At 70.7% G+C, this 19570-nt stretch carries 20 protein-coding genes and 2 pseudogenes; 13 read left to right on the forward strand and 9 right to left on the reverse strand.

The window, feature by feature from the left end; all coding sequences use genetic code 11:
* The first annotated feature begins 182 nt into the window (after positions 1 to 182).
* The 3 genes from KBY19_RS05240 to KBY19_RS05250 are packed head-to-tail and all read left to right on the forward strand — an operon-like array spanning position 183 to position 3060.
* Positions 183 to 1280, forward strand: a complete 1098-nt coding sequence (locus KBY19_RS05240) for a type III polyketide synthase (protein ID WP_099884078.1) — start codon at positions 183 to 185, stop codon at positions 1278 to 1280.
* On the forward strand, positions 1277 to 1861 hold the full coding sequence (locus KBY19_RS05245) for a cupin domain-containing protein (RefSeq protein WP_099884080.1): 585 nt from the start codon (positions 1277 to 1279) through the stop codon (positions 1859 to 1861). Before KBY19_RS05240 ends, KBY19_RS05245 begins: the two co-directional genes overlap by 4 nt.
* Positions 1858 to 3060, forward strand: a complete 1203-nt coding sequence (locus tag KBY19_RS05250) for a cytochrome P450 (protein WP_247690622.1) — start codon at positions 1858 to 1860, stop codon at positions 3058 to 3060. Before KBY19_RS05245 ends, KBY19_RS05250 begins: the two co-directional genes overlap by 4 nt.
* Before the next feature lie 57 nt (positions 3061 to 3117).
* Here KBY19_RS05250 and sodN read toward each other — a convergent pair whose 3' ends face one another.
* Positions 3118 to 3513 (reverse strand): superoxide dismutase, Ni, encoded by a 396-nt coding sequence (gene sodN / locus KBY19_RS05255; protein WP_099884084.1) that lies wholly within the window; start codon positions 3511 to 3513, stop codon positions 3118 to 3120.
* Positions 3514 to 3676: 163 nt separating this feature from the next.
* Between sodN and sodX the strand changes: the two are divergent.
* Positions 3677 to 4105, forward strand: a pseudogene (gene sodX, locus KBY19_RS05260) (nickel-type superoxide dismutase maturation protease); the annotation flags it as partial.
* Here sodX and KBY19_RS05265 read toward each other — a convergent pair.
* Complete coding sequence (locus KBY19_RS05265) at positions 4051 to 4725, reverse strand: CGNR zinc finger domain-containing protein (RefSeq protein WP_307842716.1); 675 nt, start codon at positions 4723 to 4725, stop codon at positions 4051 to 4053. The pseudogene sodX and the gene KBY19_RS05265 overlap by 55 nt on opposite strands.
* 77 nt (positions 4726 to 4802) lie before the next feature.
* On the opposite strand from KBY19_RS05265, the gene KBY19_RS05270 reads away from it, so the two are divergent.
* The gene (locus KBY19_RS05270) at positions 4803 to 5588 is read left to right on the forward strand and encodes a trans-aconitate 2-methyltransferase (protein ID WP_210965259.1); all 786 of its coding nucleotides are present in this window, start codon (positions 4803 to 4805) and stop codon (positions 5586 to 5588) included.
* A 154-nt stretch (positions 5589 to 5742) separates the two neighbouring features.
* On the opposite strand, the pseudogene KBY19_RS05275 reads toward KBY19_RS05270, so the two are convergent.
* Positions 5743 to 6888 (reverse strand): annotated as a pseudogene (locus KBY19_RS05275) (NADP-dependent malic enzyme); the annotation flags it as partial.
* Between the two features lie 582 nt (positions 6889 to 7470).
* On the opposite strand from KBY19_RS05275, the gene KBY19_RS05280 reads away from it, so the two are divergent.
* From KBY19_RS05280 to KBY19_RS05305, 6 genes are all read left to right on the forward strand, one after another.
* Positions 7471 to 8427 carry an ABC transporter substrate-binding protein gene (locus KBY19_RS05280; protein WP_247690623.1) on the forward strand — a complete coding sequence of 319 codons (957 nt, stop codon included), beginning with the start codon at positions 7471 to 7473 and terminating at the stop codon, positions 8425 to 8427.
* Positions 8428 to 8516: 89 nt separating this feature from the next.
* Positions 8517 to 9449 (forward strand): amino acid ABC transporter permease, encoded by a 933-nt coding sequence (locus tag KBY19_RS05285; protein WP_099886774.1) that lies wholly within the window; start codon positions 8517 to 8519, stop codon positions 9447 to 9449.
* A complete protein-coding gene (locus KBY19_RS05290; protein WP_282103016.1) occupies positions 9446 to 10207 on the forward strand; it encodes an amino acid ABC transporter ATP-binding protein in 762 nt (253 codons plus the stop codon). The genes KBY19_RS05285 and KBY19_RS05290 overlap by 4 nt, the downstream gene beginning before the upstream one ends.
* An 82-nt stretch (positions 10208 to 10289) precedes the next feature.
* Positions 10290 to 11195, forward strand: a complete 906-nt coding sequence (locus KBY19_RS05295; RefSeq protein WP_099884094.1) for a TIGR03620 family F420-dependent LLM class oxidoreductase — start codon at positions 10290 to 10292, stop codon at positions 11193 to 11195.
* Between the two features lie 109 nt (positions 11196 to 11304).
* Positions 11305 to 11898, forward strand: a complete 594-nt coding sequence (locus KBY19_RS05300) for a Uma2 family endonuclease (RefSeq protein ID WP_099884096.1) — start codon at positions 11305 to 11307, stop codon at positions 11896 to 11898.
* Positions 11899 to 11969: 71 nt separating this feature from the next.
* Positions 11970 to 12932 (forward strand): zinc-binding dehydrogenase, encoded by a 963-nt coding sequence (locus KBY19_RS05305; RefSeq protein WP_099884098.1) that lies wholly within the window; start codon positions 11970 to 11972, stop codon positions 12930 to 12932.
* A gap of 36 nt (positions 12933 to 12968) precedes the next feature.
* Here the strand turns inward: KBY19_RS05305 and KBY19_RS05310 are convergent, their stop codons facing one another.
* Positions 12969 to 13499: a DUF6624 domain-containing protein gene (locus tag KBY19_RS05310; RefSeq protein WP_210965260.1), complete on the reverse strand. Its 531-nt coding sequence runs from the start codon at positions 13497 to 13499 to the stop codon at positions 12969 to 12971.
* 73 nt (positions 13500 to 13572) lie between these two features.
* Complete coding sequence (locus KBY19_RS05315; RefSeq protein WP_210965261.1) at positions 13573 to 14397, reverse strand: class I SAM-dependent methyltransferase; 825 nt, start codon at positions 14395 to 14397, stop codon at positions 13573 to 13575.
* A gap of 275 nt (positions 14398 to 14672) precedes the next feature.
* Here KBY19_RS05315 and KBY19_RS05320 point away from each other — a divergent pair, with 275 nt between their 5' ends.
* Positions 14673 to 15236: an NADAR family protein gene (locus KBY19_RS05320; RefSeq protein WP_307843440.1), complete on the forward strand. Its 564-nt coding sequence runs from the start codon at positions 14673 to 14675 to the stop codon at positions 15234 to 15236.
* On the opposite strand, the gene KBY19_RS05325 is transcribed toward KBY19_RS05320, so the two are convergent.
* Genes KBY19_RS05325 through KBY19_RS05340 form a run of 4 tightly spaced genes read right to left on the reverse strand, consistent with a single transcriptional unit; the run spans position 15223 to position 18699 of the window.
* The gene (locus KBY19_RS05325; protein ID WP_210965263.1) at positions 15223 to 16326 is read right to left on the reverse strand and encodes a nitronate monooxygenase family protein; all 1104 of its coding nucleotides are present in this window, start codon (positions 16324 to 16326) and stop codon (positions 15223 to 15225) included. The genes KBY19_RS05320 and KBY19_RS05325 overlap by 14 nt on opposite strands.
* Complete coding sequence (locus tag KBY19_RS05330) at positions 16323 to 17075, reverse strand: CoA-transferase subunit beta (protein WP_099884108.1); 753 nt, start codon at positions 17073 to 17075, stop codon at positions 16323 to 16325. The genes KBY19_RS05325 and KBY19_RS05330 overlap by 4 nt, the downstream gene beginning before the upstream one ends.
* Positions 17072 to 17926: a CoA transferase subunit A gene (locus tag KBY19_RS05335; protein WP_099886775.1), complete on the reverse strand. Its 855-nt coding sequence runs from the start codon at positions 17924 to 17926 to the stop codon at positions 17072 to 17074. Before KBY19_RS05335 ends, KBY19_RS05330 begins: the two co-directional genes overlap by 4 nt.
* Before the next feature lie 5 nt (positions 17927 to 17931).
* Entirely contained in the window at positions 17932 to 18699 is a 768-nt protein-coding gene (locus tag KBY19_RS05340) for an enoyl-CoA hydratase family protein (protein ID WP_099884110.1), read from the reverse strand.
* 103 nt (positions 18700 to 18802) lie between these two features.
* Between KBY19_RS05340 and KBY19_RS05345 the strand changes: the two genes are divergently transcribed.
* Entirely contained in the window at positions 18803 to 19561 is a 759-nt protein-coding gene (locus KBY19_RS05345) for an SDR family oxidoreductase (protein ID WP_185018113.1), read from the forward strand.
* Positions 19562 to 19570 lie beyond the last annotated feature (9 nt).

A 19570-nucleotide genomic window follows, 5' to 3' on the forward strand; every position in this document is an offset into this window, starting at 1 on the left:
GGCGGGGGGGGGGGGGGGGGGGGGCCGGGCTGCGCGGGTGCGGCGCCGTGGGGAACGGCGGCGTGGCGGTCTGTCCCCTATGGTGCGGTTGGTGCCCAGGAAGGCAACTGTGGCCGTTAGGTGGTCAGTTGCCCCTCTTTAGGTGGAGTATCCCTCGGTGTCGGACCGTCGTTGTACCTTCCATGGCGACATTGTGCAGGCCTGCTGTGCAGGTCCCGCCACATGTGATCACGATGGCGGACACACTCGCACTCGCACGTTCACGGCACGCTGACCACCCTCAACTCCCGCTGGCGCTCCGGCTGATCGAGAACACCGGCGTCCGGACGAGACACCTCGTACAGCCCCTGGACCTGACGCTCAGCCACCCCGGCTTCGAGGCCCGGAACGCGGTCTACGAGTCCGAGGCCAAGGCCCGGGTACCGCAGGTGGTCTCCCGGGCGCTGCGGTCCGCCGAGCTGGGCGCGGAGGACATCGACCTCATCGTCTACGTGTCCTGCACGGGCTTCATGATGCCCTCGCTCACCGCGTGGCTGATCAACACCCAGGGGTTCCGCTCCACGACCCGCCAGCTGCCCATCGCTCAGCTGGGGTGCGCGGGCGGCGGAGCGGCGATCAACCGGGCACACGACTTCTGCACGGCACACCCCGAAGCGAACGCGCTCATCGTCGCGTGCGAGTTCTGCTCCCTGTGCTACCAGCCGACCGATGTGGGGATCGGCTCGCTGCTGTCCAACGGCCTGTTCGGGGACGGGCTGGCCGCCGCGGTGGTCCGCGGCGCGGGCGGGACAGGGATCCGGCTGGAGCGCAACGGCTCCTACCTGATCCCGAAGACCGAGGCCTGGATCTCCTACGACGTACGTTCCACCGGCTTCCACTTCGTACTGGACAAGCGGGTGCCGTCCACCATGGGGCCGCTCGCGCCGGCGCTGGGCGAGCTGGCGGCACTCCACGGCTGGGACGTCACCGCACTGGACTTCTACATCGTGCACGCCGGCGGCCCCCGCATCCTGCTCGATCTGGGGGCGTATCTGGAGGTGCCGCAAGACGCCTTCCGGTTCAGCCGGGCCACGCTGACCGAGTACGGCAACACGGCCAGCGTCGTCGTGCTGGACGCCCTCCGCAGGCTCTTCGAGGAGGGCGGGCCCGGCGACGGGGCGCGGGGGCTGCTGGCCGGATTCGGGCCCGGCATCACGGCGGAGATGGCGCTGGGCCGGTGGCGGACGGCCCCGACAACCGTCCCCGAGAGTCCTGCCGAAGGAGCCCTGAGTCCCTCATGACCAGTACCGGACACGAGCACGCGGCACCGGAGCCGCGCTCCGGGCCGAGCACCGGCCTGGTGGTGCCACCGGGTCGGGGCCGCACCGTACGGACCGCTGCCCAGCAGGTCACCTTCAAGGTGACGGGGCAGCACTCGCGTACCGCCTCCAGCTTCGAGGTGGTCGTACCGCCCGGCTTCGACGTCGGTGCGCACGTCCACGCCCGCAGCGAGGAGTTCTTCTACGTGCTGGAGGGCGAACTGGACATCTTTGCCTTCGAGCCGCTGGTCCGCAGCGGCGACAGCTGGCGGGAGTGGCGGTCGGCCGCGGGCGACCGCGTCGTCCGCGCCGTACCCGGCACCGTCGTACTGGTGCCGCCGGGCTGCCCGCACGCGTTCGCCAATCCGACCGGGTCCCCCGCCCGGATGCTGTTCCAGTCGGCACCACCGCCGGATCACGAGCGGTACTTCGAGGAACTGCTGGACATCCTCGCCACGGGGGAGCCCCCGGACGCGGAGGTCGTCGCCGCACTGCGCGCCCGCTACGACATCGAACAGCTCACCCCGCTCCGGCACGGCCCGCGCGGGGCCGAGGAGGGATGAATGTGTCGGAGTGCCCGCTGTACGAGGTTCCGGACAGCCCGCCCGAGCTGACGTTCGATCCGTTCCTGCGGAACGCCCTGGACGCGCCGGTCTCCCGTATCCGGCTGCCGTACGGGGAGGGGGACTGCTGGCTGGCCACGCGCTACGACGATGTCCGGTTCGTCACCTCGGACCCCCGGTTCACCCGGGACATCACCGGTCGCCCCACGCCCCGGATGACCAGACACCTCATCCCGCTGGACCGGGCCGTGAGCTTTGTCGATCCGCCCGACCACGCCCGGGTGCGCTCCGTGGTGGCCCCCGCCTTCACCCGGCGCGCGGTCGAACGGCTGCGCCCCCGGGCACAGACGATCCTGGACGGGCTGGTGGACGACATGCTGGCGGCCGGACCTCGGGCCGATGTCGTGCGTTCCGTCGTCTCACCCTTTCCGCTGGCAGTGGTGGGCGAGGTGCTCGGCACCCCGCCCGAGGACCGGCCGCAGCTGCGGAACTGGGCCGAAGTGGTGCTCACCCGGGCAACTGACCAGGCGGGCCTCGAACGTGCCCAGCAGGCGAAGGCCGCGGCGTCCGGGTACTTCCGCGCGCTGGCGGCACAGCGCCGGAACCGGCCGGCCGACGACCTGATGACGCGGATGGTGGAGGCGGTCGAAGCGGGCCGTATCGACGAGGAGGAACTGCTCGCACTGGCCACGCTGATCGGGCTCAACGGCTGGCACGCGGTGCGTAACAACGTCTCCAACATGGTGTATCTGCTGCTGACCCGCGCCGAGCTGCGCGAGCGGCTGCTGTCCGAGCCGGAGATGGTGCCGCAGGCGGTCGAGGAACTGCTGCGGTGGATCCCGCACAAGAACGGGGTGGGGCAGCCGCGGATCGCCACCGAGGACGTGGAGGTCTCCGGTGTGCTGATCCGCCGCGGCGAGGTGGTCCAGGTGTCGTACGTGGCCGCGTGCCGGGACCCTGGGCACTTCCCCGACCCCGACGCGATCGACCTCGACCGCCAGGGCCCGCCGCATCTGGCCTTCGGGAACGGGCCCCACCACTGCGTGGCGCCGCTGCTGGCCCGGATGGAGGCCGAAGTGCTGTTGTCCACCCTGCTGCGCCGGCTGCCCGGGCTGCGGCTCGCCGTGCCCGCCCAGGAGATCGCCTGGCAGCGCAGCGTGCTCATCAGAGGACCCGTCGGGCTCCCGGTGACCTGGTGAGCGGGCCCGGACGACCTTCCGGCGCGGATGGCGCCGGCCGGTGGGTTCGAAAGGCGTTCAGCCCTTCTTGGTCTCCCAGAAGATCTTGTCGATCTGGGCGATGTAGTCCAGCGCCTTCTGCCCGGTCGCCGGGTCGGTGGACCCCTTGGCCGTGCTGAGCGCCTTGAGGGTGTCGTTCACCAGCTGGTGCAGCTCCGGGTACTTCTCGAAGTGCGGCGGCTTGAAGTAGTCGCTCCACAGCACCGAGACGTGGTGCTTGGCGAGCTCCGCGCGCTCCTCCTTGATCGTGGTGGCCCGGGCCCGGAAGTGCGGGTCGTCGTTGGCCTGGTACTTCTCCTGAATGGCCTTCACGGACTCGGCCTCGATCCGGGCCTGCGCCGGGTCGTAGACGCCGCACGGCAGGTCACAATGGGCACTGACGCGCACCTTGGGGGCGAACAGTCGGGAGAGCATAAAAGCCATCCTTCCTCGTGATCGTCTTCTCACGTGCGAGATTACTCCGTGTGGGAAGCCTTTTCGCGTGTGCCCCCACGGGCTTAGGACAAAAGTCCAGTGACGGGCTGGATCTGCTGGAGTAATCGGGCCGGAGGCGGCCTTGGGACCGGAGGCGCAGAAGATGCCGGAGCGTACGCCGCAGCGCGGGCCGACCCACGATGCGCAGGACCCGGAGCGGGGCGGGCACGGTGGGCTGCTGAAGCGGATCGGACTTGCCGAGGTCTACAACCCCTCGATGGAGCCGACCCTCTTGCCCGGGGATCAACTGGTCGTCACCTACGGCGCCGCCGTACGTCCGGGTGACGTGGTCGTACTGCGCCATCCCTTCCAGCACGATCTGCTCATCGTCAAACGCGCCACCGAGCGGCGCTCCGGCGGCTGGTGGGTACGGGGCGACAACCCGCGGGTGAAGAACGACAGCCGGGAGTTCGGCGTGGTCCCCGACGACCTCGTCGTGGCCAGGGCGTGGCTGCGGCTGCGCCCGCCGCGCGGGCTTCAGCGCTCGCCGCGCTCCGTTGCCCGCTGGTCGGCCTCGGCCGTGCGGCCGCTGGTCGGGCCGCTGCGGTCGCGTCCGCCCGTCGAGGGTGCGTCCTCGGGAGCGGCCGGGCTGCTCTCCAGGCGCTTGCGGGCGCGGTAGGCCGCCACGTTGGCGCGGGTCGCGCAGCGGTCGGAGCAGTAGCGGCGCGAGCGGTTGGTCGAGGTGTCCAGATAGGCGTTGCGGCAGGGGGTCGCCTGGCAGATCCCCAGCCGGTCGACGCCCAGGTCGGTGAGGTGGAAGGCGAGCCCCATGCAGGCCGTCGCCGCGTAGGCGGCGGTGGCGTTGGCGGGCTGCTCGGCGAGATGCATGTGCCAGCGCGGACGCCCGTCGTCGTCCAGGTCGCCGTGTCCGGAGATCTGCGGACTGGTCGGGAACTCCATCAGCAGCGCGTTGAGCAGATCGACGGCGCGCACCTCGTCGCCCTCGGAGGCCGCGGTGAAGACGGCGCGCAGCCGGGTGCGTACCGCGCGGAGCCGGTTGACGTCGGCCTCGGTCGCCCGCCGGGCCATGGTCCCGTGCGACCCGAAGAGTTCGCGGACAGCCTCGACAGAAGTGAGGGTGTCTTCCCCGCGCTCGGGTTGCTCACTGTTCACCAGGCGCACTGCCAGATCTGAGTAATAGTTCAGTTCCACTTGTGATCCTTACGGCGGGCGTTCTATTGTCGGTAATAGCTGAATCCACCACGAGCGTATTACGGCGGAGGGCAGGTATGACGACCCACGCACTGAACGAGGCCGACTGGAAGCGCTGGCAGGAGAGTTGGGACCGGCAACAGGAGTGGTACCTGCCCGACCGTGAGGAGCGGTTCCGGGTCATGCTCGACATGACCGAGGCCCTGGTGGGCCCCGAACCCCGGGTGCTCGACCTCGCCTGTGGTACGGGCAGTATCTCGGACCGGGTTCTGCGGCGGATGCCGAACGCGACGACTGTCGGGGTCGACCGCGACCCCGCACTGCTGTCCATCGCGCGCGGCACCTTCGCCGGTGACCGGCGGGCCACCTTCGTGACGGCCGACCTGAGCGACCCGGACTGGCCCACCCTGCTGCCCGAGGGACCCTACGACGCCGTACTGACCGCCACGGCACTGCACTGGATGCACACCGAGCCGCTGCGCGCCCTCTACGGCCGGCTCGCCGGGGTGGTACGGGAAGGCGGCGTCTTCATGAACGCCGACCACATGCCGGACGAGTCGACACCGCGCATCAACGCCGCTGTGCACATCTACGAGGAGGAGCAGCGCAAGCGGCGGCTGGCGGAGGGCGCGCTCGACTGGAGCGGATGGTGGCGGGCGCTCTCCGAGGACCCCGCGCTGGCGGCGGTCGCCCAGGAGCGGTTCGCGCTGTTCGGGAACCCCGCCGAGGTGCGGCACGACCACAACAACGAGGAGTTCCAGACCGCGGCGTGGCACGCGTCCACCCTGCGGGAGGTCGGCTTCGCCGAGTCCCGCACGGTGTGGGCCTCCCCCACTGACGCGATCGTCCTCGGCCTGCGCTGACGCGCCCCGCATGGGGGCCGGCAAGCGCAGGAGGGCTCCCCTTCAGGGGTGCGGGGAACCGCGCGACCAGCCACAAACAACCAGCAGTCAGCAGGCAACCGACAGGGGCGCCCCCTCACCGGACACCGGCGAGGGGGCGCCCCGAAATGTTTGGCTAACGCCGCGCGACGCCTTCCGCTCGCGCCGCAGCCGCAACGGCGGAGGTCACCGCAGGTGCCACCCGCTCGTCGAAGGGGGAGGGGATCACCCGGTCCGCGCTCAGCTCGTCGGCGACCACGGCGGCGAGCGCCTCGGCGGCGGCCAGCTTCATGCCCTCGGTGATGTCCGTGGCACGGACCTGCAGCGCTCCGGCGAAGATGCCCGGGAACGCCAGCACGTTGTTGATCTGGTTCGGGTAGTCGCTGCGCCCGGTGGCCACGACGGCCGCGTACTTGCGGGCCACGTCGGGGTGGATCTCCGGGTTGGGGTTGGCCATGGCGAAGATGAACGAACCCTCCGCCATCGTCGCGACGGCCTCCTCGGGCACCGTGCCGCCGCTGACGCCGATGAACACATCGGCGCCCTCCAGCGCGGCGTCCAGGGAGCCGGAGAGGCCCGCCTTGTTGGTGAAGCCGGCCAGTTCCCGCTTGACCTGGGTGAGGTCGTCGCGGTCCTCGGAGACGACACCCTTGCGGTCGCAGACCGCGACGTCCCCGATGCCCGCCTCGACGAGGATCTTCGCGATGGCGACACCGGCGGCGCCCGCCCCGGAGATGACGGCACGCAGCGAGCCCAGCGCGCGGCCGCTCAGCTTCGCCGCGTTGCGCAGCGCCGCCAGCGTGACGATGGCCGTTCCGTGCTGGTCGTCGTGGAAGACCGGAATATCCAGCCGCTCCTTGAGGCGGGCCTCGATCTCGAAGCACCGGGGTGCCGAGATGTCCTCCAGGTTGACGCCGCCGAAGGACGGCGCGAGCCGCGCCACCGTCTCCACGATCTCGTCCGTGTCCTGGGTGTCCAGCGCGAGCGGCACCGCGTCGACGCCGCCGAACTGCTTGAAGAGGATGGCCTTGCCCTCCATGACCGGGAGTGAGGCACCCGGGCCGATGTCGCCCAGACCGAGCACCGCGCTGCCGTCGGTCACCACCGCGACGACCTGGGACTTCCAGGTGTAGTCGTCGACGAGCTCGGGCTGTTCGGCGATGGCGCTGCAGACCTTGGCGACGCCCGGCGTGTAGGCGAGGGACAGGTCGTCGGCGTCCCGCACCGGCACGGTCGCCTGGACGGCCATTTTGCCGCCCCGGTGCAGGGCGAACGCCGGATCGATCACGTCCGACTCCAGCCCGTCCTTCTGATTGACGATCTCCGCTGCCACTGTGTTGAACCCCTTTGTCGAATCTGTGTGAGGGTGACCGCTCCCTGCGGTGAGGAACGGGCGGGCACCACGTCCGATTCCCGGGCGAGCGGCCTGTCGCGGCCCGGAGGGAGGTACGGACGCCGGGCGCGCCGCACACGCGCCCTGGTCCCCGGGTGAGGGGTGTAATCGACCTTTCTACCCGACACCGGCCGCCGGGGACGACCTACTTCTGGCCGTACCGGTATCCAAGCTGGCGGAATGCGGGGCAAAGTGTCTCGACTCCGGCTCGAAGTCCGCGGAGTGAGACAGGCGGCCGGTGTGAGGGACCGCACTTCGGTCGGTCGCCCCCTTTACGGCCTTTCGCCGTGCCCTGTAATCGGAGTCGAGTATCCGTTATCCGATTTTGACCTCGGAGGCGTCCTGCTGCCGCTTGTCCGGATGGCAAGATGCCCCCCATCGTTCATCCGTTCATCCGTCGGACACGGTCGCGACATCCGAAGGTGTGTGCCCGACCCCACGGCTTCCCCCGCATCCCAGGAGGACCCGCCCATGACCGTAAGCAGGCTCATGACTGCCGGCCGGGCCGCACGTGTGGCCACGCGGCGTGCCGGGATCGTGCCGGTGGCCCTCGCGGTCAGCGGCGCCCTGCTGCTGGCCGGCTGCGGTGACCAGACCGACGGCGCGAGCGGCGGCTCCGGCGGCGGAAGCGGCAAGCTGAACGCCATGCTGCCCGACAAGATCCGCAGTGCGGGCGTCATCAAGGTCGGCACGGACGCCGCGTACAAGCCCATGGAGTACAAGGAAGGGGCCGAGATCGTCGGCCTCGACCCCGACCTCGCCGAGGCGATGGGCAAGAAGCTCGGTGTCCGTTTCGAGTTCACCAACGGCACCTTCGACGGCCTGATCACCTCCATGCAGACCGGCCGCTTCGACATGATCATGTCCTCGATGACGGACACCAAGGACCGCCAGGAGGGCCTGGACGACAAGGGCAAGAAGGCGGGCAAGGGCGTCGACTTCGTCGACTACCTCTCCGCGGGCTCCTCGATCCTGGTCAAGAAGGGCAATCCGGAGAAGATCGAGTCGGTCGACCAGATGTGCGGCAAGAAGGTGGCCACCCAGCGCGGCACCACCTCGCACGAGATCCTCAAGGCGCAGACGAAGAAGTGCGTCAAGGCCGGCAAGAAGAAGATCGACATCGAGCCGTACAACACGGACGACGAGGCCCGGGTGCGGCTGAAGACCGGAGGTGTCGTCGCCGACATCTCCGACTTCCCGGTCGCCGCAAACGCCGCCAAGTCCGGCGCCGACTTCGAGGTCGTCGGCGAGCAGATGCAGTCGGCGCCCTACGGCATGGCCGTCAGCAAGGACAACAAGAAGCTCCGCGACGCCCTCAAGGCCGCCATGAACGCGATCATCGAGGACGGCTCGTACAAGAGGGCGCTGGAGAAGTGGGGCGTCCAGGACGGCGGCGTGAAGAAGGCCACCATCAACGCCGGTGGCTGAGCCACGCGGCGAAGACTCAACCGACACACCCGCAGGACGCCGAGGACGCTGAGAGGCAAGCCCCCGTGACACCACCCACCACCGAGAAGATGCCCTCCGGCGGGGCACCCCCGTCGAAGGCGGCCCCGGAGGCCATCAAGGCCATACCCGTACGGCACTACGGGCGGTATGTGTCCGCCGTCGTGGTGCTCGGGCTGCTGGCGCTGATCGTCCGCGCTTTCGCCACCGCCGAGGGGCTGCGCTGGCAGGCCGTGGGCGACTTCTTCTTCGACGACCAGATCCTCCAGGGCGTCAAGAACACGCTCGTCGTCAGCGTGCTCTCGATGATCATGGGGCTGGTCCTCGGCATCGTCCTCGCGGTCATGCGGATGTCGAAGAACCCGGTGACCTCGTCCGTCGCCTGGGGCTACATCTGGTTCTTCCGCGGGACGCCCGTCTACGTACAGCTGCTGCTGTGGTTCAACCTGGCCCTGATCTTCCCGGTCCTCAACATCATGCCCATCTACAAGGACGAGATGACCGACGTCATGACTCCGTTCATGGCGGCGCTCCTCGGCCTCGGTCTCAACGAGGCCGCGTACATGGCGGAGATCTGCCGGGCCGGTATCCAGTCGGTGGACGAGGGCCAGACCGAGGCCTCGCAGGCGCTGGGCATGACCCAGGCGCAGAACATGCGCCGCATCGTGCTGCCCCAGGCGATGCGGGTGATCGTGCCGCCTACCGGCAACGAGTTCATCAACCTGTTGAAGACCTCTTCGCTGTGTTCCGTCGTGATGTACGAGGAACTGCTGCGCAAGGGACAGAACATCGGCAACAACTCCAGCGCGGTCGTGGAGCTGCTGTTGGTGGCCACCATCTGGTACCTGGTCATCACCAGCATCTTCAGCGTGGGCCAGTACTACCTGGAGCGGCGCTACGCGCGCGGCTCCCTCCGCCAACTGCCCGACACCCCGTGGCAGCGCGTACGGAAGAACCTTTTCACCATGGGCCGCGGCACGGGATCGGGGGTGCAGGGCGCATGAGCACGATGGTCAAGGCCGAACGCGTCTGCAAGTCGTTCGGGCACGTCGAGGTCCTCAAGGGCATCGACCTGGAGGTGAAGACCGGCGAGGTCTTCTGCGTCGTCGGCCCCTCCGGTTCCGGCAAGTCCACCTTCCTGCGGTGCATCAACCACCTGGAGAAGATCAACGCCGGGCGGCTGTACGTCGACGGCACGCTCGTCGGCTATCGCGAGAAGGGCGGCAGGCTCTACGAGCTGCGGGACCGCGAGGTCGCGGCCCAGCGGCGCGACATCGGCATGGTCTTCCAGCGCTTCAACCTCTTCCCGCACATGACGGCGGTGGAGAACGTGATGGAGGCGCCCGTCCAGGTTAAGCGGACCCCGCGGTCCGAGGCCCGGCGGCGGGCCACCGAGCTGCTGGACCGGGTGGGACTGGCCGACAAGGTCGACAGCTACCCCGCGCAGCTCTCCGGCGGCCAGCAGCAGCGCGTCGCCATCGCACGGGCGCTGGCCATGGATCCCAAGCTGATGCTCTTCGACGAGCCGACCTCCGCGCTCGACCCCGAACTGGTGGGCGAGGTGCTCGACGTGATGAAGGCGCTGGCCCGGGACGGTATGACGATGGTCGTCGTTACCCACGAGATGGGCTTCGCGCGGGAGGTCGGCGACTCACTGGTGTTCATGGACGGCGGCGTCGTCGTCGAGTCCGGCGACCCCAAGGACGTGCTGGGCAACCCGCAGCACGAGCGGACCAAGTCGTTCCTGTCGAAGGTGCTGTAGGGAGCGTCGGCGGCGCGGCTGACGTTGTGCGTGTGGCCGCCGTTGCTGGAATAGCGGGCGCCGATGTGATGCTGTGTCCGCCATGGCATACAACGCACATCTCGGCAAGGTCGGCATCTGGGCGGGCGCGCTGCGCACGGACGACGCCGAACGGCGGCCGCAGGTCGAGGAGGCCGCCGTCGAACTGGAGGAGCTGGGCTACGGCACCCTCTGGATCGGCGGCAGCCCCTCGCCGGACATGGCGCACCAGTTGCTGGCCGCGACCTCGCGGGCGACGGTCGGTACCAGCATCCTCAGCATCTGGCAGCATGCGGCCCCCGAGGTGGCCGCCCGGCACGCGCAGCTGACGGACGAGTACGGCGGCCGCTTCCTGCTCGGCCTCGGCGTCAGCCACCCGGAGGCGCAGACCGGTCACACGCTCGACCACCCGCTGGCCGATCGCCCCTACTCGGCCATGCGCTCCTACCTCGACGTGCTCGACAACGCCGCGCGCCCGGTGCCCGCCACGGGGCGCGCGCTGGCGGCGCTCGGGCCGAAGATGCTGCGGCTGGCGGCCGAGCGTTCGCTGGGCGCCCTGCCCTACCTCGTCACCACCCAGCACACCTCGGAAGCCCGCGACATCCTCGGTGCCGACCCGGTGCTCGCCCCCGAGCTGAAGGTCGTCCTCCAGCGTCCGGGCGCCGACCGCGCCGAGGCCTATGCGACCGCACGCGGATACCTCTCCTTCTATCTGGGCCTGGCCAACTACCGAAACAGCCTGCTGCGCCTGGGCTTCGCCGAGTCCGACTTCGAGGACGGCGGCAGCGAACGCCTCGTCGACGCTGTCTACGCCATCGGTGACGCGGAGGCCGTCCGCGCCCGCGTGGACGAGTTCTTCGCCGCCGGCGCCGACCATGTCGCGCTCCAGGTGGTCACTCCGAACGTCGGCACCGAACTTCCCCGCGAGGAGTGGCGCACCCTGGCCGACGCCATGCCGCTGAACGGCTGACCCGCCGCGGAGCGAGTGGATCACCCGTTCGGAGTACCGGACGGGTGAATCGGTACGACAAGCCGTCCGGTCCGCCAAGACTGTCCCCGACAAGGAAGGAGGTGCCAACATGACGGTTATGGTCGAGCGGAACGCGCACAAGCCCGCAGGGCAGATGGCCGTGGAGGAGTTCGAGCAACTCGCCTCCGGGGCCCCCGAGACCGTCACGCTGGAGTTCCTCGGCGGACAGATCGGGGTCAAGAAGGTGCCGGACGGAGATCACGACGAGATCATCAAGTGGGTGCAGAGGCAGTGCATGCAGCATCGCCCGGAACTGTGGCTGTACCCCGAGCGGGGCTTGGTGGTGGAGGCGTATCGCAAGGGGCGGGCGCGCCCGGACGGTGTGCTGGCTCCCGACGGTCACTTCGCAGGGCATGGCGAGTGGTCGGACACCGAAGGCGTCCTGATGACGGCGGAGGTCACCTCGTACGACCACGACACCGACCAGCGCGACCGGTGGGAGAAGCCCAGGGCGTACGCCCAGGCCGGAATCCCCGTATACCTGTTGATCGACCGGGACTCCTGCACCGTCACCGTGCACAGCGGTCCGGAACGGGGCCATTACCGCGACACCCACACCGTGACCTTCGGCGAACCGGTCGAGCTGCCCGATCCGGTCGACTTCACCCTGGATACGACGAAGTTCAAGGACTACGTGCGCTGACGGCGTGAGATGGGTCGCTCGGGAGCTGGTTGGTCTGTCCCCGGGCGGACAGTGCGGCGTAGCGTCGGGGCATGTTTGCTGCTTACGCCGCTCGTATCGACAAGGAAGCGCCGCTCGACGGGTTGGAGCTGGGGGAGAGGCCGGAGCCCAAGGTGCCGCCCGGGTGGATGACCGTGGCGGTGAAGGCGGCATCGCTCAACCATCACGACCTGTGGTCGCTGCGCGGCGTGGGGCTCGGTGAGGAGTCGCTGCCGATGATCCTCGGCTGCGACGCGGCCGGGATCGACGACGACGGCAACGAGGTCGTGCTCCACTCCGTCATCGGGCAGACCGGGCACGGGGTGGGCCCGCGCGAGCCCCGGTCGATCCTCACCGAGCGCTATCAGGGCACGTTCGCCGAGCGGGTCGCCGTACCGCAGTGGAACGTCCTGCCGAAGCCGAAGGAGCTGTCCTTCGAGGAGGCGGCCTGTCTGCCGACGGCCTGGCTGACGGCGTACCGGATGCTGTTCACCAACGCCGGGGTCCGGCCCGGGGACTCCGTGCTGGTGCAGGGGGCGGGCGGCGGGGTGGCCACCGCCGCCATCGTGCTGGGCGCCGCCGCGGGGCTGCGGGTCTTCGCCACCAGCCGGGAGGAGTCCAAGCGGAAGCGGGCGCTGGAGCTCGGGGCCGAGGCCGCCGTGGAGGCGGGCGCCCGACTGCCGCACAAGGTGGACGCCGTACTGGAGACGGTGGGCGCCGCCACCTGGTCGCACTCGGTCAAGTCGCTGCGCCCCGGCGGCACTCTGGTGATCTCCGGCGCCACCAGCGGCCCCAACCCGCCCGCCGCCGAGCTGAACCGGATCTTCTTCCTGGAGCTGAAGGTGGTCGGCTCCACCATGGGCACCAAGGAAGAGCTGGCGGGACTGCTGAACTTCTGCGCAGCCAAGGGCGTAAGGCCCGTCATCGACTCCGTGCTTCCGCTGGACCGCGCCCGCGAGGGCTTCGCGAAGATGGCGGAGGGCGATCTGTTCGGCAAGGTGGTGCTGACCGTCTGACCCCCGGCGTGTGGCGCTGCTCTGCGGCGGCGCGGGTCAGCTCTTCGGTGCGTGCTGCGCGGTGTACTCCGTGAACGGCGGAATGCCTGCCTCCGCCCGGTGGGCATCCAGCTTCTCCGGGTCCTCGACCGGCCAGGGAATCGGGGCTCCGTCGGCGGTGACGCCCTGGATCTGGGTGCCGTAGCGCTGCGGCAGGCCCGCGTTGACGTGCAGCCGGTCGCCCAGGAAGGCGAGCCTTCCTGGGCCTTCCGGCCCGGCGGAGCCGTCCTCGACGGCCCGCTCCAGCAGCCGCAGGGCCAGCCGCTGCACCTCCAGCTGCCGGTCCGCGTGCTGGGCCACCAGCCAGGCGCCCAGGGCCGCTTCCTCGCCGACCTCCTCGGCGGTCGGCCAGTGCCCGTGCTGCTCCAGCAGGGTGCGCAGCCGGTCGCCGTGCTGTGCGGTCAGCCGCCGCCAGGCGAGCTGCCGGGCCGGGTCGTCGCTGTTGGCCTTGGGCGCGGCGGCCTGGTCCGCGGCCTTCATGGTGAGCAGTTCGTGGCTGAGTTCGGAGTGCTGTTCGAGCGCGGTCATGGCAGCGACTCTAGGGGCGGTTTCCGCGCCGGATATCGTCCTGGAAGACGGTGACGAGGGCCCCTTGGAGCCGTCATACTTGAACAGACGGCGAGGCCGCGACGGAGTCCGAGGACGTGGCGGGCTCGGCCGTGACGCGGATCTTCGACTGGCCGTGACCGAGGAGTTCCCAGTCGTCCATGAAGCGGGCGCTCAGGCCATGCCGTTCGGCCAGCCCGGTCAGCGTCTCCGTTCGGTAGTAGAAGTCCTCGCGCAGCACCTGGTGTTCGGTGCCGACCGTGCGGTCGAACGTGAAGTCGAAGAAGCCGCCGGGGGCCAGCACCCGTCCCACATGGGCCAGACACTCCTCGATGACGTCGAGCGGGGAGTGCGAGAAGACGCTGTGCGCGTGGACGACGTCGAAGTGCGCGTCGGGCAGGAAGTCCAGCGTCAGGTCCTGGGTGAGCGTCAGGTGCGGCAGTTTGGCCTGCAGGTCCCGTTCGGTGAGGGTGCGCTTGGCGGCGATCAGCACATCGGGGGAGATGTCGATGCCGTAGTAGTTGCCCTGCTCCAGATAGGAGATGAAGCGCCAGCCGGCGCGGAGGTTGCCGCAGCCGATGTCGAGCATCCGCGCGGACGGCTTCAGACCGTGGCTGCGCAGATAGTCGAACTGGAGCTGTCCCAGTCTCAGCCACTCGGCACGGTTCGGGCTGCCCACGGCGGCGTCCGGGCTGCGCCGGGTGTCGGAGGCCATGACCGCGCGGTAGTAGCTGACGTGGTCGCGGTGTTTGAAGGCCAGCCACCGGTCCCGGCCCGCGCGCCGGAGGTGGCCCGGGATGCGCTGCGGGTGGGCGAGGGCGTAGCGGGCCTTGTGGGCGAGGGCTGTCCGGTCGGCTACGAGATTCTTCCTGCTGGCCATGGGTACTCCGCAGACGAGACGTAGGTGCGGGCGGGCCGCTCGAAGGATTCCGCTGCGTCCATATTTGTATGACAAACGCAGTGCTGTCAGTGTCGGCAGCCGCGCCTGCCTGCGGTCCGGCGAGTTGCGCCGTACGGCCCTCACCACCACCCGGAGGAGGGATTCGCACCCCATGGAAATCCACTGGGCCACACGGGTGACCTTGTGCCATGGTGCGCGCGGGCGTGCACGGGGCGCGGAGAGCAGGACGTGGAGCGGCAGGGGGAGCGGTGGACGTGACGGCCGTACGCGAGCGGGAAGAGCTGCGTGTGGCGGTGCGGCGGGGCCACCGCGTCAAGTACCTCTTCTTCTGGGGCCACCGCCCGCCCAGGGCCGGCGGCGTGGGCCCCGGCTGTCTCAGCCAGTGGTGGCCCGCCCGGTTCACCGTGGACGGGGTGGAGTACGCCAGTGCCGAGCACTACATGATGGCCGCCAAGGCGCGGCTGTTCGGTGACGAGGTGACGGAGCAGCGCGTGCTGGCGGCGCCCCATCCCGGCGCGGCCAAGGCACTCGGTCGGCAGGTGCGCGGCTTCGACGAGGGGTGCTGGGCGCGAGAGCGGTACGGCATCGTCGTACGGGCCGGCAGGGCGAAGTTCGGGCAGGACGCGCGGCTGCGGGACTTTCTGCTGGGGACGGCCGGTCGGGTGCTGGTGGAGGCCAGTCCGCTGGACCGGGTGTGGGGCATCGGACTGGCGGCCGACGACGCGGGCGCCACCGACCCGGAGCGCTGGCCCGGGCTCAATCTGCTGGGCTTCGCGCTGATGGAGGCCCGGGAGGAACTGGCGGTCACACAGCCGTAGACGGGCCGCCGACGGCCGGCTCGCGCAGCAGCCGTGCCGCCTGGTCGACTGTCCGCTCCACCACCTCGGCAACGCTCGGCAGGTCGTCGATCACCCCCGCGACCTGCCCGGCGGCCATCACCCCGGCGTCCGTACGGCCCTCGACCATGGCGGCCTTCAGCAGCATCGGGGTGCTGGCGGCGAGCAGCAGCTGTCCGAGGGACAGCTGCTTGCCGTGCCGCAGGGCGCGGCCGTCCCGCAGCATCGCCGCCCACGACAGGCCCGAGTGCTTCTTGAACGCGGCCGTATGGCGCACCGCGCGCAGCAGCGTGGCGGCCCTGCCGGAGGACTCCAGGGCCGCGACCATCTCGCTGCGCAGCATCCGGTGCGGCAGCCCGTCGACCTTCGTGGTGACGGTGACATCGGTGACCTGCGCCGCCAGGTAGCGGGCCTTGACCGCTTCGGGCACCGTCGACTCACGGGTGAGCAGGAAGCGGGTGCCCATGGCGACGCCCGCGGCGCCGTAGCAGAGCGCGGCGGCCAGCCCGCGCCCGTCGTGGAAGCCGCCGGCGCCGACGACCGGGACCGGGACGGCGTCCACCACCTGCGGCAGCAGCACGGAGGTGGCGACCTGCCCGGTGTGTCCGCCGCCTTCGCCGCCTTGCACCAGGACCGCGTCCGCGCCCCACTCGGCGACCTTCCGCGCGTGCCGTACGGCGCCGACGGACGGGAGGACGACGACCCCGGCGTCCTTGAGCTGTCCGATCAGCTCCCGGGAGGGCGCCAGGGCGAACGAGGCGACCCGGACGCCCTCGTCGACCAGCAGCCGCACCCGGTCGGCCGCGTCGCCCGCGTCGGCCCGCAGGTTGACCCCGAACGGTGCTTCGGTGCGGGACTTCACCTCCCGGACGGCGTCGCGCAGTTCGGGCAGCGTCATCGTCGCCGACGCCAGGATGCCCAGCGCCCCCGCCTCGGCGGTGGCGGAGACGAGCCGAGGGCCGGACACCCAGCCCATGCCGGTCTGCACGAGAGGGTGGCGTACCCCGACCAGCGTGGTGAACGGGGTGCGGAGCGGGGCGTCGGAGCCTGCTGCGGCCGGAGGCGGGGTCATGTGCGCACCTCGCGGTCACGGGTGCCGTGCGGATCCAGTACCTCGCGCAGCAGCCGCAGTTCCTCCTCGGTCGGCTCCCTGGTGGTCGGCACCTCGCCGTCCACCGCCAGTGCGAACCCCGTTTGTTCGCGCACCTGGTCGGTGCCGACGCCCGGGTGGACGCTCGCCAGCCGCATCCGGTGGTCGGGGGTCGCGAAGTCGAGCACGGCCAGATCGGTCACGACCCGCCGCAGCCCGTGGAAGCGGGCCACGGCCGGGCCCCCGGCAGCCGCCCGGTCGTAGCCCACGCCGCTGACCATGTCCACCCGGGGTACGAACACCCGCGGCGAGTGCCGGGGCACCCAGTAGGAGACGGGGTGGTTGACGGTGTTGGAGGGCGCGCCGCGTGCACCGAGGAGCTGCCGCCGGGGGCGGGCCCAGTCGCCGACGCAGGAGATGTTCTGGTTGCCGTACCGGTCGAGTTGAGCGGCGCCCATCATCATGTGCCGTTTGCCGCGCGCGGCCAGGGACAGATGTTTGCGGTACGGCAGCCAGCCCTCGATCCGTCCGGGATCCTGCGGTGTGCTCAGCAGCATCGCCTCGCCGTCGGTCAGCAGCAGGTGCGGGCTGAACGTCAGCCGTGCCAGCCGGGCCCCCAACGCGGGCACGGTGCCCGCCGTCGCGGCCAGTGTCTCGCCGTCACCGCGCCAGGCCTCGGCGCAGGCGACGACACAGATCTCGGCGCGGGTCGCGCCTGTCGGTGTGGTCATGCGGTTGCCTCTTCCGGTTCCAGGCCGTCCACCGCCCGCTGGTAGGCGTGCTCGTCCCCGGCCAGGAAGCGCGCCTCGAACTCCCGCCAGGTGTCCGGATCGCCGGCGGCCCGCACATAGGCGCGCTGGAAGGCCTCGTCCCGCCCGTAGTCGGGTGCGCAGCTGGTGAAGTGCGCGCCGCGCGGGGTGTGCAGTACGCCGGTCACGTTCTGCCGCTGCACCAGCAGCGACTGCGGTGGCCCGGCGAAGCGGCCGACGATCTGTTCGCAGGACAGATAGGTGTGCCGGGCCGCCTCGGTGAACAGGTCGTCGAAGTACGGGTCGGGGCCCAGCGACTGCCCGTTGCCGCGCACATCGGCGCGGTTCATGTGCACCAGCGCCACGTCCAGGTCCAGCGCGGGGGCCGCCAGCAGCTCCTCGCCGTCCTCGTACGGCGAGGTGACCGTACGCAGCCGGGGGGTGCGGCGCGGCACGTCGGAGCCGAGGCCGCCGCGTACCGGCATGAAGGGCAGTCGGTGCGCCGCCGCCGTCAGCCCCCACAGGAACATCGACTCGTCCCACTCCTCGAAGCACAGGGCCCCCGACTCGCGGGCGGCCCGGAAGTGCGGCTCCAGCGGCACCGAGTCGAGCGTCACGAACGGCGCGATCAGTGTCCGTATCCGGCCCGCCGCCGCCAGCAGCCCCACGTCGGGGCCGCCGCAGGAGACGACGGTCAGATCCCTGACGCCGGTCCGCAGCAGCGCCCGTACCAGCGCCATCGGTTTGCGCCGCGCGCCCCAGCCGCCGATGCCGACGGTCATACCGGAGGTGATCCGCCCGGCGAATTCGGGCAGGGAGAGCCGTTTGTCCAGGCCGGTCACGGTCGGCTCCCTTCGTCGGGCCGGGCATCGAGGAAGGCGTCCCGGTGCCGGTCGGAGACTCCCGCGAGGTCGGCCTCGAAGGTGAATCCCTGTTCGTAGCGGTAGCTGCGGCGCACATCGACCGGGTCGATCCCGTTCAGCGCCTCCTTGGCGAGGCGGAGCAGCAGTCCGTCCTTGGCGGCGATCCGGTCGGCCAGCTCGAACGCCACCTCCAGCAGCGCGGTCCGGCTCCGGGCGAGGGCCCAGACAGCGCCGTGGTGGTGCAGTTCGCCGGCCGTGACGGTGCGGCCCGTGTAGTAGAGCGGGCGCACCAGCTGCGGGGGCAGCATCCGGGACAGATGGGTGGCCGCGCCCAGGGCTCCCCGGTCGAGCTCGGGGAGGCCGAAGGTGGCGTCCTCGGTCGCCACGACCGCGTCGGCGTTGCCGACCAGGCCGATGCCGCCGCCCAGGCAGTGGCCGTGCACCGCCGCGATGACCGGCACCTCGCACTCGTACACCGCCGCGAACGCGGCGGCGCAGCCGCGGTTGGCGCCGATGAGGGCGCCGTGGCCCGGGGTGCGCTGCAGCTCCTTGATGTCGACCCCCGCGTTGAAGCCCCGGCCGGTGCCGGTCAGTACCACCGCCCGGTGCGCGGGGTCGCGGCCCGCCGCCGTGAGGGCTTCCGCCAGGTCGTACCAGGCGTGCACCGGGAGGGCGTTGACGGGTGGGTGGTCGACGGTGACCACTGCGACGCCGTCGCGTGGTGTGGAGGTGGAGACAGACATCGCGGGGATCAGCTACCTTTCCACGTAACGAATCCACCTAACGTTTGTTTGGTGCAGTCGAGCAAGCTAGCAGCGCACTCGCCCCCGCGAAAGGGCCGAAGCCATGAGCATCGCTGTCGTCACCGGAGGAACCCGCGGGGTCGGTGCGGGCATCGCCCGCGCGTTCCTCCGCGCCGGCGCGGAGGTCGTCGTCTGCGCGCGCCACCCGCCCCCGCGCCCCCTCACGGCAGCGGGCCGGCAGGCCCGCTACCTCCCCCTCGATGTGCGGGACCCCCAGGCGGCGGCGGAGTTGTGCAGCCGCGTCGCCCGCGACCACGGCTCCCTCGACGTACTGGTCAACAACGCGGGCGGCACCCCTTACCGGCCGCTGTCCGAGGGAGCGCCGCACCACCACGCCCGTGTCGTCGAACTCAACCTCCTCGCCCCGCTGCACCTCTCCCGCGCGGCGCACACGGTCATGCGCGGGCAGCCCGGTGGTGGCGCCGTCGTGATGGTCGGCAGCGTCAGCGGAGGCCGCCCGTCGCCGGGCACCGCCGCCTACGGGGCGGCCAAGGCGGGGCTGGAGAATCTGGCGCGGTCGATGGCCATGGAGTGGGCCGGGGACGGAGTGCGGGTCAACACCGTGGTGCTGGGGATGGCCCGCACCGAGCTGACCGAGCTGCACTACGGCGATGAAGCGGGCGTCGCGGCAGTCGCGGCCACCGTGCCGATGGGGCGGCTGGCGGAGCCCGAAGAGGTGGGCGACGCCTGCGTCTTCCTGGCGTCGGACGCCGCGCGCTACATCTCCGGCGCCTCCCTCGCGGTGCACGGCGGCGGCGAGCGGCCCGCCTTCCTGGACGCCGCGAACGTCAACAGACCCTGAGCCCGGAGG

The sequence above is a fragment of the Streptomyces sp. B15 genome, from assembly GCF_018070605.1.
Lineage (GTDB): Bacteria > Actinomycetota > Actinomycetes > Streptomycetales > Streptomycetaceae > Streptomyces > Streptomyces smyrnaeus.